General features: G+C 44.3%; 9 protein-coding genes. 6 read left to right on the plus strand and 3 right to left on the minus strand.

What is annotated here, in order from left to right:
* Nucleotides 1-4: 4 nt before the first annotated feature.
* A complete protein-coding gene (locus AC5YB1_RS15030) occupies nt 5-1,483 on the minus strand; it encodes an alanine/glycine:cation symporter family protein (RefSeq protein ID WP_494519832.1) in 1,479 nt (492 codons plus the stop codon).
* 430 nt (nt 1,484-1,913) lie between these two features.
* Here AC5YB1_RS15030 and AC5YB1_RS15035 point away from each other — a divergent pair, with 430 nt between their 5' ends.
* From AC5YB1_RS15035 to AC5YB1_RS15055, 5 genes are all read left to right on the plus strand, one after another.
* The gene (locus tag AC5YB1_RS15035) at nt 1,914-4,277 is read left to right on the plus strand and encodes a phosphoketolase family protein (protein ID WP_494519833.1); all 2,364 of its coding nucleotides are present in this window, start codon (nt 1,914-1,916) and stop codon (nt 4,275-4,277) included.
* Between the two features lie 230 nt (nt 4,278-4,507).
* On the plus strand, nt 4,508-5,602 hold the full coding sequence (locus AC5YB1_RS15040) for an OmpA family protein (protein ID WP_494519834.1): 1,095 nt from the start codon (nt 4,508-4,510) through the stop codon (nt 5,600-5,602).
* A 266-nt stretch (nt 5,603-5,868) separates the two neighbouring features.
* Nucleotides 5,869-6,825, plus strand: coding sequence for a transaldolase (gene tal / locus AC5YB1_RS15045; RefSeq protein WP_475516100.1), 957 nt, complete (start codon nt 5,869-5,871; stop codon nt 6,823-6,825).
* Nucleotides 6,826-6,840: 15 nt separating this feature from the next.
* A complete protein-coding gene (gene pgi, locus AC5YB1_RS15050; RefSeq protein ID WP_494519835.1) occupies nt 6,841-8,478 on the plus strand; it encodes a glucose-6-phosphate isomerase in 1,638 nt (545 codons plus the stop codon).
* A 218-nt stretch (nt 8,479-8,696) separates the two neighbouring features.
* Nucleotides 8,697-8,888 carry a DUF3545 family protein gene (locus AC5YB1_RS15055; RefSeq protein ID WP_475516098.1) on the plus strand — a complete coding sequence of 64 codons (192 nt, stop codon included), beginning with the start codon at nt 8,697-8,699 and terminating at the stop codon, nt 8,886-8,888.
* A 73-nt stretch (nt 8,889-8,961) separates the two neighbouring features.
* Here the strand turns inward: AC5YB1_RS15055 and AC5YB1_RS15060 are convergent, their stop codons facing one another.
* Nucleotides 8,962-9,504, minus strand: coding sequence for a hemerythrin domain-containing protein (locus AC5YB1_RS15060; protein WP_494519836.1), 543 nt, complete (start codon nt 9,502-9,504; stop codon nt 8,962-8,964).
* Between the two features lie 543 nt (nt 9,505-10,047).
* On the opposite strand from AC5YB1_RS15060, the gene nfo reads away from it, so the two are divergent.
* On the plus strand, nt 10,048-10,908 hold the full coding sequence (nfo, locus tag AC5YB1_RS15065) for a deoxyribonuclease IV (RefSeq protein ID WP_494519837.1): 861 nt from the start codon (nt 10,048-10,050) through the stop codon (nt 10,906-10,908).
* A gap of 139 nt (nt 10,909-11,047) precedes the next feature.
* Here the strand turns inward: nfo and thrC are convergent, their stop codons facing one another.
* Complete coding sequence (gene thrC, locus AC5YB1_RS15070) at nt 11,048-12,334, minus strand: threonine synthase (RefSeq protein WP_494519838.1); 1,287 nt, start codon at nt 12,332-12,334, stop codon at nt 11,048-11,050.
* Between the last annotated feature and the right edge of the window lie 2 nt (nt 12,335-12,336).

Below are 12,336 nucleotides of genomic sequence, written 5' to 3' on the forward strand. Positions count from 1 at the left end.
GTAACTAGGCTTCAGGTACGGCGCTCGATCTCTTTTCTTCATTGCTGAGTACGGTAGCACTCGGCTTACCTTTCCAGATACCTTCGTCTAAGCCATTGATCTCAGGAAAGTCAGATGCATGAAATGTGGGGGTTTGGCCGGCCTTGATCTGACGCTCGTAGTCTTTGATCACCGCAAACGCCACCTTAGATAACATCACAATTGCCGCAATGTTCACTAACGCCATCATTCCCATAGAAAGATCGGCAAAATTCCATACTAGTTGTAATGAAGCAACCGAGCCTGCCATCACCATGACAAGTACTAATGCGCGAAACGCATAGAGCACTTTTTTACTCTTAGTTAAAAACATCACATTGCTTTCAGCGTAACTGTAGTTGGCAATAATCGATGAGAAGCAAAATAAAATGATGGCAAACGCGACAAAATACGCCGCCCAGCTACCAACTTCATTCGTTAACGCCAGCTGCAACAAGCCAATGCCTTTTTGATCCCCTGGGTTATCCAGCACACCAGATAACAAGATAATCGCCGCTGAAGCGCTACAGATAATGATAGTGTCAACAAATACACCAATCATCTGTACAAAACCTTGAGAGGCTGGATGATTAGGGTTAGGACTTGCAGAGGCTGCGATATTAGCCGCACTGCCCATACCGGCTTCATTCGAAAACAGGCCACGAGCAATACCCGCCATCATGGCGCCCATTGCACCACCAGCGGCTTCTTCCCATCCAAAGGCACTTTTAACGATGAACGCTAGTGCCGCTGGCACTTGCTCGATATTTATCACTAACACCACTAGCGCAATGGCCAAATAAGCTACCGCCATCACAGGCACAATAAGCTCAGAGGCCTTAGCAACCTTCTTGAGCCCACCTGTAATAATATAGGCCGCAGCAAACATAATGACCAGACCTACAAGGGTTTTGTCGTACCCAAAGGCATTATTTAACGCATCAGTCATGGTGTTGGCTTGCGCTGCATTAAATGCAAAGCCAAAGGCGATGATCAGTAACACAGAGAATACGGTCCCCATCCACCGCTTACCCAAGCCTCGCTCCATATAATAAGCAGGCCCACCACGGTATTGACCATCGCTGTCTTTAACCTTATAGACTTGCGCTAAGGTCGACTCTATAAATGCGGTGGCCATTCCTAATAATGCAATAAGCCACATCCAAAAAATGGCTCCAGCACCACCAACCGTAATGGCAACGGCTACCCCCGCCATATTACCAGTGCCGACTCGCGCCGCCATCGAAGTGCAAAACACCTGGAATGACGAAATGCCATTTATTTTCTCACGACCTTGTATTACCAGCTTAGCGCCATGGCCAAACATGCGAAGTTGAATAAAACCTAAACGCAAAGTAAACAATACGCCAGCAGCCACCAGCACGTATATCAATACACTGCCCCATAGCACACCGTTTATCGCATTGATCGTCGTTTCAACTAAATTTAATAAAGATTCAAACATAGTACTTGATAATCCCCAGAACGAATTCAAACGGCCAACAGGCTCGCTCTCAGCGTCAGTGTGTTTAATTTCCTTCCCAATTTGATCGAACAATCTCGGTAGAATTTTCTTTTCGAATTGTCCTTTCATGATGCCTAAACATCATGCCTACCGGATTCAACGCGCCAAAATAGCATACCCTTAAAAAATCACCATGTGATCTAGATCACAATTACCCATCCACACGACAAGCTAGTCACGCAATATTACAGAAATAAATCACACTAATAACCTAAGTAACAATGCGATCACAGAAAGGTTGTTAACAAACCCATCAAATTATGACTTTTAAAAAATAAGATATCGAACACGTTTTTGTAATAAAATTACAAATATAGTGACCCACATAAGATTTAATTAACTTTTATGCTTACCATCAATGGGGTTCTTTATGTCACAACAAGAGATCAGTGCACTTAAGAAATTTGTGAGAGCGACCAACTTCCTCGCCACCTCGCAAATTTACTTAAAACAAAACGTACTACACAAACGTCCTTTAGAGCACAGCGATATCAAACCTAGACTATTAGGGCACTGGGGCACATGCCCTGGGATTAACTTCGTTTATGCTAACGTTAACCGCCTCATCGCCAAACATAACCGTTCTTTCGTCTATTTAGTCGGTCCAGGCCATGGATTTCCTGCGGTACAAGCTAACCTGTTTATGGAAGGATCGCTAAGCCACTACTACCCAGAGACCATTCCATACAATGAGACGGGTATTGAGGATATCTGTAAGAAATTTTCAGCAGCGTATGGCTACCCATCACACGCAAACCCTGAAGCGCCAGGACAAATTCTAGAAGGTGGTGAATTAGGCTACTCTCTCTCTGTTGCGTGGGGCGCCGTACTCGATAATCCAGATCTGATCGCTGCTTGTCTGATTGGTGATGGTGAATCTGAAACGGGTCCATTGGCAGCATCTTGGTATGCCAACCGCTTAGTTTCGCCAAAAAATAACGGTGCGGTACTACCGATCGTGCATATCAATGGTTACAAAATCTCTGGTCCTACCCGTATGGGACGTATGAGCCATGAAGAGCTAGATCTTGAGTTTAGAGGCTTAGGCTACCACCCCATTATTGTTGATGATCAGCTTGAAGAAGACGTATATGTTCAAATGACTGCCGCAATGGATACGTCATATGCAATGATCAACGACATTCAAACGCGTGCCCGCTCAGGCGAAGATGTGGTTAAGCCTCGCTGGCCTGTGATTCTTATGCGTACCGCTAAAGGTTGGACAGGTACCGCGGAATTTGGCGGTAAGAAATTGGAAGGTAACTGTGAATCACACCAAGTTATCGTTAACAAGTGTGCCACAGACAAAGGTCACCTAGATGCATTAGAAGCTTGGTTAGCCAGCTATAAATTTGATGAACTCTACAGCATCAATGACAAGGGAGAGCTCATTTTTGATGAAGAGATCCAGTCTTTACTACCGCCAAAAGAGCTGACTTGCGGACGTCAAAAGTTAAGTTATGGTGGCGAAGTCGTTCGTGCATTAGCGCAGCCCGATCTAGAAAAACTCGCTTACGGTGCAGAAACGCCTCGTGGTCAACGTGGTTTATCCATGTACAAAATGGGCGAATGGATGCGTGATGCGATGAAACTCAACCGAGATCAACGCAACCTACGTATTTTCTGCCCTGACGAAACTTATTCAAATCAGCTTCAAGCCGTATTTGAAGAAACCGATCGCGCTTGGCAGTGGCCGATAGAGAGTTGGGACCAAGATATGTCTCGCGACGGTCGCGTCATTGAACTGTTATCTGAAAACCTCCTGTTTGGTATGCTTCACGGCTACACAGTAACGGGGCGTCACGCCATGTTCCCCACTTATGAGGCATTCTCACAAGTGGTATCGTCTATGGCTGACCAATACTGTAAATATGTATACGCTAGCCAAGGTGTTCATTTCCGTAAGCCAGTGCCTGCATGTAACGTGGTATTGTCTTCGCTGCTTGAACGTCAAGACCATAACGGTTACTCACATCAAAACCCCTCATTCTTGGGTGCGATGTTAGAGAAGCATCCAAAAATCATCTCTGCGTATCTTCCTGCTGATGGTAACAGCACGCTAGTGTATACCGAGCGCGCATATCAAGATCGTGACAAGCTCAACATCTTAGTGGCAGGTAAGAAAGAGTTACCACAATGGTTAACGCTTGCCGAAGCGCGCCAGCAAGCCAAAGATGGGGTGATGGTGTGGGACTTTGCCTCTGATGAAAATCCAGATGTGGTCCTCGTTGGTTGTGGTGACTACGTCACTCAAGAAGCAATGGCTTCGCTCGTACTCATTAGAGAACTGCTACCAAAAGTACGTATCCGTTTCGTCAGCGTAACCGAGTTAACCAGTAGCGGTCTAGGTAGCCTAGAGTTCCAAAGCAAGCCTTGGTTGATGGATGAGGTGTTCACTGCTGATAAAGGCGTGGTATTTAATTATCACGGCTATCCAAATACCATTAAAAAGTTGGTCTTTGATTACAAAGGCAGCCGCAGATTCCGCATCAAAGGCTACGAAGAGGAAGGTTCGACTACGACTCCATTCGATATGGGAGTACGTAACGGTACTTCTCGCTACCACCTTGTTATCGATATGGCATACAAGCTATTCCAACAAGGCGTTATCGACGAAACTCAGCACGTAGGTATCACAACCGATATGCTACAACGCTTAGTCGACCACCGGAATTACATCAAGGCGAATGGCGTTGACCCAAGCAATATCGAAAACTGGGTCTGGACTCGTTAAGCCAATATTCACCGTCTAAAAGACCAAAGGTGCTCATATGAGCACCTTTTTTTATTACACTAAAACAACTAAAAACCAAAAAACCTGCTACAAAAATAGCAAAATCTGAATTATCGACAGATAATATTAGGGCTAGCGATAAAAGCAAAGGATCCCCCATTAAGTGCTAGCGTGTCTTTCGTGCAATATAGACACTCTCGGGGCTAGATAAATAATCAAAGGATATTGAAATGATGAATAATACATTAAAAGCAATTCTGCTGACCTCAATGCTTCCATTTGCAGCCCATGCAGCACAAGAACTTACCCCATGGTATGTCGGTGGTGGATTAGGTGTAAATAACTACGAACCTAACTGCGATCAAAAAACCATGAAAACCTGTGGCGAAGATGACCCTTATGCTTGGGACGTTTTTGGTGGTTATCTATTCAACGACTATTTTGGTGTTGAACTAGGTTACCGCGATCTTGGCCGCGCCGAGTGGGTTGATTATGCAAACAAGCTCAATGATGCTGGCGCTAAAGGCATGACCTTAGGTTTAGTTGGTTTTTGGCCATTCGCGGATCGTTGGAGCCTTTCTGCTGAAGCTGGTGCAATGAACTACGTGCTCTCAAACAACAAACAGTGGGGTAGCGAATACTACAGCGACAACGGTATTGCCCCCTATGTTGGTGCAGGTATCGGCTATAACTTTACTGAAAACTTCAAACTGCAAGCTAAATACCGTCGCTATGAAAATCTCGATGAAGATAAATGGAACACCCTAGAGATGGAAAGCAACTACTGGGGTCTTGAACTAAGTTATCGCTTCGGCCATACCGTGCCCGATCCAGTTGTAGTTGCAGCTCCAGTTGACTCTGATAATGATGGTGTCACCGACGATATGGATCAATGCCCCAATACTCCTACAACCCATAAAGTCGACGCCAATGGTTGTACTATCTACAAAGAAGTAACGGAGCAACGTGATCTTGGCTCTATTCTATTCGCCAACAACTCTGCAGCAGTTAAGCAAGAATCATATGAGCGTATAGAGAAACTTGCGACATACATGAAGGAGAACCCCTCTTCAACCGTACTTATCTCTGGTCACGCCTCGAATGTAGGTGATCCCGATTACAACATGGATCTTTCAAAGCGCCGTGCAATGGCGGTTGCTGATATTCTGGTAAACACATATGGTGTCAGTCGAGATCGCGTATCTGCAAAAGGTTATGGTATTACCCAACCAATCATTGAAGGTCGCTCAGCTGAAGCGAATAAAGCCAACCGCCGTATAGAGGCTCATTTGACAGGTATTCGAACCGAACCGGTAATGCGGTAATTAGTTGCTAGTCACATCCATTAAGGATAAAAATCGCTGCTTAGGCAGCGATTTTATTTATTGCCACACTTAACAACGTATACTAATTAGCAATAAGATAAACTAAATAGCTAGACAATATGCCGCCGCTAGGGCACCTGCACGATATTTAGCAACTTTTCTGTAATTTTTTTTCAATCATGGTTGGAAATATCGGCAAAATCGCGTCTAATAGCGGTTAGTAAACAACAAAACTTAAGCTGCTTCTTAAGAAGGATGTAATTTTCATGGCTAATACACTAGAGCAATTCAAATCGATCACCACTATCGTTGCCGACACTGGCGATATCGAGGCGATCAAGCGTTATCAACCACAAGATGCCACGACTAACCCGTCACTTATCCTCAAAGCAGCACAAATCCCTGAATATCAACACCTAATAGATGATGCGATTGTCTGGGCTAAGGCTCAGAGCGACGATCTTGAACAACAAATAGCCGACGCGGGCGACAAACTGGCTGTCAATATTGGTGTAGAAGTCCTAAAAATTGTTCCTGGTCGCATCTCGACCGAAGTTGACGCTAGATTATCGTTTGATAAAGCGGGTTCTATCGATAAAGCACACAAGCTGATCAAGCTTTATGAAGCTGCTGGAATTGATAAATCACGTATTTTGATAAAGCTCGCCTCGACTTGGGAAGGCATTTGCGCAGCAAAAGAGCTTGAACAACAAGGGATCAACTGTAACCTAACGTTACTGTTTTGCTTTGCACAAGCACGGGCCTGTGCCGAAGCTGGTGTTTATCTTATTTCGCCATTTGTAGGGCGTATTCTCGATTGGTACAAAAAAGACACAGGTAAAGACTACGCGGCGAGCGAGGATCCTGGCGTCGTATCAGTAACCAAGATCTACAACTACTATAAGCGTCATGGGTTTAAAACCGTGGTGATGGGCGCCAGCTTCCGTAACACCGGCGAAATAATGGAGTTAGCTGGTTGCGATCGCTTAACCATTGGTCCAGCCCTCCTTGAAGAGATGGCTAATAGTCATACCCCTGTAGTACAAAAGTTAACCCCAACAACGGATATCGTTGCACCGGGCACTCCGATGTCAGAAGCCGAATTTCGCTGGGAGTTTAACCAAGATCCTATGGCTGTAGAAAAGCTGGCCGAAGGCATACGTAACTTTGCCGTAGATCAAGGCAAACTTGAACAGATGTTAAAAACGCAACTGCAAGCATAAAAGGCGGAGCATCTCATGACAGAGTTAACTCAACGCGACACTTGGGCTGCCATCGCAGCCCATACGGCACTGCTGCCTCATATGCGTACGCTGTTTGATAGCGATCCTCTGCGATTTGATAAAATGTCATTATCTTGCTGTGGCTTACTGCTTGATTACTCTAAAAATAGAGCCAATGAGAAAACGCTTTCACTATTATTCTCACTGGCTAATGAGAGCAATTTAACGGCCAAAATCAAAGCCATGTTCAGCGGAGAGATCATCAATAATACCGAGCAACGCGCTGTATTGCATACAGCGCTGCGCGCCCATGCAGATCAACAAGTATTGGTCGATGGCCGTAATATTATTGATGAGGTAAAACAAACACAGGCTAAAATGGCCCAATTTGTCGATGCTGTAACCTCGGGAAAATGGCGCGGTTATACCGGTAAAACAATTACCGATATCGTTGCCATCGGTATTGGAGGCTCATTTTTAGGCCCAAAAATAGTGACTCAGGCACTTCGTCCTTATTGGAATAAGTCACTTAATTGCCACTTTGTCGCCAACGTAGATGCCACCTCTTTATGTGAAAAATTACGCTTGGTTGATCCAGAAACAACACTATTTGTGATGTCATCAAAGTCATTTGGCACGCAAGAGACGCTCACCAATACCTTAAGTGCTAAACAGTGGTTTCTCGACCATGGCGCCACTCAGGCCGATGTTGCAAAACATTTTGTTGCAGTTACCTCTAACGTAACTAAAGCCACAGAATTTGGCATGGACGCTGATAATATTTTCCCTATGTGGGATTGGGTTGGCGGACGTTACTCTCTATGGTCAGCGATTGGTTTGCCTATTGCGCTATTGATCGGCATGGATAACTTTTACGCCCTACTTGAGGGTGCTAAAGAGATGGATGAACATTTCTTAACCGCACCATTAGAGCAAAACATGCCAGTTATCATGGGGTTGTTGTCACTGCTGTATAATAACTTCCATAATGCTCAGTCTCATGTGGTGCTCACTTATGACCATTACTTACGCGGACTACCAGCCTATTTTCAACAACTAGACATGGAAAGTAACGGTAAATCTGTGACATTAGGTGGCACTGAAGTTGACTACAATACAGGCCCGGTTATCTGGGGAGGAGAAGGAACCAATGGCCAACACGCCTATCACCAACTCATTCACCAAGGAACGGCACTGATCCCGGCAGATTTTATTTTGCCGCTACAAAGTCATAATCCATTGGGTGAGCATCATGTACAGCTTGCATCAAACTGTTTTGGTCAAACTCAAGCCATGATGCAAGGTAGAACCTATGATGAAGCCTTAGCCGAATTAAGTGCTAGCGGATTAAGCCATGATGAAAAAATATTGATCGCTAAACATAAAGTGATGCAAGGCAATAAGCCAAGTAACACCATTTTAATGAATAAACTCACGCCAACCACTCTAGGTGCCTTAATCGCACTATATGAGCACAGAACCTTTGTGCAAGGCGCGCTATGGGACATTAACTCCTTCGACCAATGGGGTGTTGAACTGGGTAAAACCCTTGGTAATGATATTTTGAGTCGACTACAAGCAGAGCATGATACGAATGAGCTCGACAGTTCAAGTAATGCATTAATCAATCTATTTCGTTCAAAACACCAATGAACAAGATATAAAAGCTAAGAACAACAATGTTAAAGCCAGTTTCGACTGGCTTTTGTATTTTCTAGCTTAACGCAACTTGTCTAATGCCCCCTCCTGTACCGCCTAAAAATCATAAAATATCCATTTGATATTAACAAAAATGAAACATTTAGCTTGCACCATAAAATGGAAATGTGATATTTAATTGATGAGAAAAAATACAACAACAGGAGGTTGCCATGAATCGTTTAGATTATGGTAGTGCGCTAGATGATACCGTCATTGAAAGACCCAGCAGTCGTTCGCGGAGCTCCAATAAAAAGCGAAAATGGCGTGAAATTGAGGCTATCAAAGAGAAACATCGTTTGCTTAAAGAACTCCAAGATATTGACAGTAGTTTCGATTACGATTTTGATAACCTTCTGATGTAAAGCCTGTTCAATACAGTAAATAAAAATAGCGCCCAGAGCGCTATTTTTATTTACTGTATTGCGGCATGGAAAGTCAATCATCAACCTTAGCAAGATAGTCACGTAACTCTTCAAACAAAACATTATCGTCATCATTAAACAGTGGATCAGAAATCAATCGCTCTTTGCACTGAGCCGCAACACTAACCCAGTCTTCATCGGTCATTCTTGCTTGCCATTGCGGAAATAAATGCTGCTCTTCATAAATCATATGTTCAGTCTGAAGTTCGACATACTCTTTCAATGCTTCACTCATCAGCTCTAATTGAACCGGAATATCACTTAAAATAAGGTTTAATGTTGCCATCAATGTCGACGAACTCTCTACCAGTCTCTCATGTTCATCAGCTAAACGTTTTTCATTTACTTCAGTAGCATATTTTTTCGTATAAAAGTCATCAATGAGATCCTCCAAAGGGTGGTGACTATGCTCGGTATAACTTTGCATATATTCAACGATATCCCGGATCAAATTAAAGTTAACCGTCTTGGCATTTTCTAGCCTATGCTGCTTTTTCTGCAATAATGTTAACAGTATCGCAATATGCTTATGGTCGTTATGAAGCCTTGCTAACATCGTCACCTCCATACTTATGAAACGCCTCTATTCACTATAGTAAATAGTTTGCTTTTAACTCACACTAATATGTAACTCAACGCTATGATGTGACTCAGATCAACTAAAACCAATTTAAAATAATCACTTACGGTATATTGCTAATAATTTGGTTGATATTAGGCCTAATGCAAACAGCACATTGAATCCCCCACGAGCTTCACCAAGCACGTCAATATTGATTAAAGTGACGCCACCACCGTAGCAGATATACGCTCAATTCAATACCGAGCTCAACGCCACAACAGCCCCCAGCCACTAGCTCTAGTTCGTCATATTTAAGGCTAAGTCACCCAATCGACCAACGAATCAATAAAGCGGCCATTAAGTAGAACATTGTGATTGAGACACGGCTATAAACACGATAGAGTCGGTGCTAATAGTGCTAACAGATTCTCACAAACTAGATGGCTACGAGATGACGATTACGTTATGTACAGCCGAGTAATACGGCTTACATATAAAGAGTGGTTTATCAAAAATTTTCAACAGGGTAGGAAATAAATGCAAGATGAACATTGGGTTGGTGCCCACGTTAGTGCAGCGGGCGGCATCGCCAATGCGCCACTCAATGCCAAGAAGATTGGCGCCAATGCATTTGCGTTATTCACTAAAAATCAGCGGCGTTGGCAATCAGCACCTTTATGCCCTAAGCAAATAGCAGCCTTTAAGCAACACTGTTACGATGCCCAAATCAATGTCGATGCTATCTTACCTCACGACAGCTACTTGATAAATCTCGGTCATCCGGATCAGGTTCAGCTCGAACGTTCACGCGACGCCTTTGTCGATGAATTACAACGTTGCCAGCAGATGGGACTCACCTTGTTAAATTTTCACCCTGGTAGTCATCTAAAGCAGATCAGTATTGATCAATGTCTCACCCGCATTAGCGAGTCGATAAACTTAGCTTTAGACTGCACCCAAGGTGTCACTGCTGTAATAGAAAATACCGCAGGCCAAGGTTCAAATTTAGGTCACAGCTTCGAGCAATTAGCGCAAATTATTGACAAAGTTGAAGATAAATCAAGGGTTGGTATCTGTATCGACACTTGCCACATGTTTGCCGCAGGATACGACTTGACCAGCAGAGAAGCCTGCGAGACAAGCTTCACCGCGTTCGACAAGATTGTCGGTTATCAATACCTCAAGGCCATGCATCTTAATGACAGTAAAACCCCTCTAAATAGCCGCGTTGATCGCCATCATTCTCTTGGCGCGGGGCACATAGGCCATGAGGCATTTAGCTTTATTATGCAACTGCCGGCCACAAAGCGTATTCCGTTAATTTTAGAAACCATAGAGCCAGCCAATTGGCCTGATGAGATTAACTGGCTGCGCCGTCAAGCCAAGCTTAGCGCTTAAATTAAGCCGTAAAGATGACAACTTTCCCAGCATAAAATAACAAAAGGACGAATGCAGTAGCAATCGTCCTTTTTATTGGGTAAAGCTTCCCCGTATTTACCCACCAGCTCATAACAAATGAGCTAAAGCCTTAACGTGCTCAACGTGACAGCGTTGCAAAAAGGTGGGCTTTGAGGGCGGTGAAATCCGCAGGCAGATTGACCGACAATATCGGCTTATCTTTTACTGTCTCTAATGCTGGCGGCAAACCGACCTCAATAGACAAGCACGCCTCGACTACCTCTTTAAATTTGGCCGGATGCGCAGTGCCAAGGAAAACCCCCTGCTCACTAGGCTTCATGGTCATCGATAGGGCCTGCGCCGCAATCGCGGCATGGGGCTCAGAAAGATAACCACCTTGATACAATTGCGACAATGCTGCCTCAGTATCGGCCTCTGATAATGCCACGCCGCTAATATCACTTAAACTCCAGCCCATCGCCTCAACAATCGCCTCAACCCTAGGCCAATTACTTGGCTCAGACACATCCATGGCATTAGACATGGTGGCGACGGTGGCTTGAGGTGCCCAATCACCTAAGGTCAAATAACGCGGGACGGTATCATTGCTATTGGTGGCGGCCACAAAGCGTTTCACAGGTAATCCCATCGCTTTGGCAAATAGCCCTGCAGTGAGATTACCAAAATTACCGCTCGGCACGGCAATCACAGGATCGCTGTTATGAATGCGTTTAAACTGGGCAACGGCTTCGAAGTAATAACAAATTTGCGCCAGTAAGCGGCTAATATTAATCGAGTTGGCCGAATTAAGATGTAAGCCGTCGCGAATATCACTGTCTTCAAATGCAGCTTTGACTAAATCCTGACAAGCATCAAAATCTGACGCTACAGCAACGGTGTGAATGTTATCACCTAGGGTGGTAAACATTTTCTCTTGCAGCAGACTTATCTTACCTTTGGGGTACAGCACCACCACTTCGATGTTATCCAAACCATAAAAGGCGTCAGCAACGGCTGCGCCTGTATCACCGGACGTAGCCGTTAATATGGTGATCCTATCGTCGGTAGCTAAGCTATTGAGACACTGGGCCATAAAGCGTGCACCAAAATCTTTAAACGCTAATGTGGGACCATGAAATAGCTCTAAACAGTAGCGGTTGTCATCGGCTTTCACTAAAGGAAGCTCAAAATTAAACGCATTATCGACCAGTTTATCGACCATCTCCTGACCGAGTTCTTGTGCTAGCCAAGCTCCTAAGATCTGTTTAGAACGCTCGACAAACGGCATGGCTAGCAGCTCATCCATATTGTCTAATACCGGGATTAATGTCGGAAAGAACAGTCCTCGATCACGGCCTAGACCCAGCTTAACCGCCTGAGTAAAAGTAACTTTCTGCGACGGGTGTTTTAAATTATATAGTTCCATCT

The sequence above is a fragment of the Shewanella sp. 433 genome (assembly GCF_059338565.1).

What these genes read in the sequence shown, in the direction of transcription:
- AC5YB1_RS15055 (WP_475516098.1), top strand. Translation starts at nt 8,697, where the DNA reads ATGAATCGTTTAGATTATGGTAGTGCGCTAGATGATACCGTCATTGAA.
- AC5YB1_RS15060 (WP_494519836.1), bottom strand. Translation starts at nt 9,504, where the DNA reads ATGTTAGCAAGGCTTCATAACGACCATAAGCATATTGCGATACTGTTA.
- thrC (WP_494519838.1), bottom strand. Translation starts at nt 12,334, where the DNA reads ATGGAACTATATAATTTAAAACACCCGTCGCAGAAAGTTACTTTTACT.
- nfo (WP_494519837.1), top strand. Translation starts at nt 10,048, where the DNA reads ATGCAAGATGAACATTGGGTTGGTGCCCACGTTAGTGCAGCGGGCGGC.
- tal (WP_475516100.1), top strand. Translation starts at nt 5,869, where the DNA reads ATGGCTAATACACTAGAGCAATTCAAATCGATCACCACTATCGTTGCC.
- AC5YB1_RS15040 (WP_494519834.1), top strand. Translation starts at nt 4,508, where the DNA reads ATGATGAATAATACATTAAAAGCAATTCTGCTGACCTCAATGCTTCCA.
- AC5YB1_RS15035 (WP_494519833.1), top strand. Translation starts at nt 1,914, where the DNA reads ATGTCACAACAAGAGATCAGTGCACTTAAGAAATTTGTGAGAGCGACC.
- AC5YB1_RS15030 (WP_494519832.1), bottom strand. Translation starts at nt 1,483, where the DNA reads ATGTTTGAATCTTTATTAAATTTAGTTGAAACGACGATCAATGCGATA.
- pgi (WP_494519835.1), top strand. Translation starts at nt 6,841, where the DNA reads ATGACAGAGTTAACTCAACGCGACACTTGGGCTGCCATCGCAGCCCAT.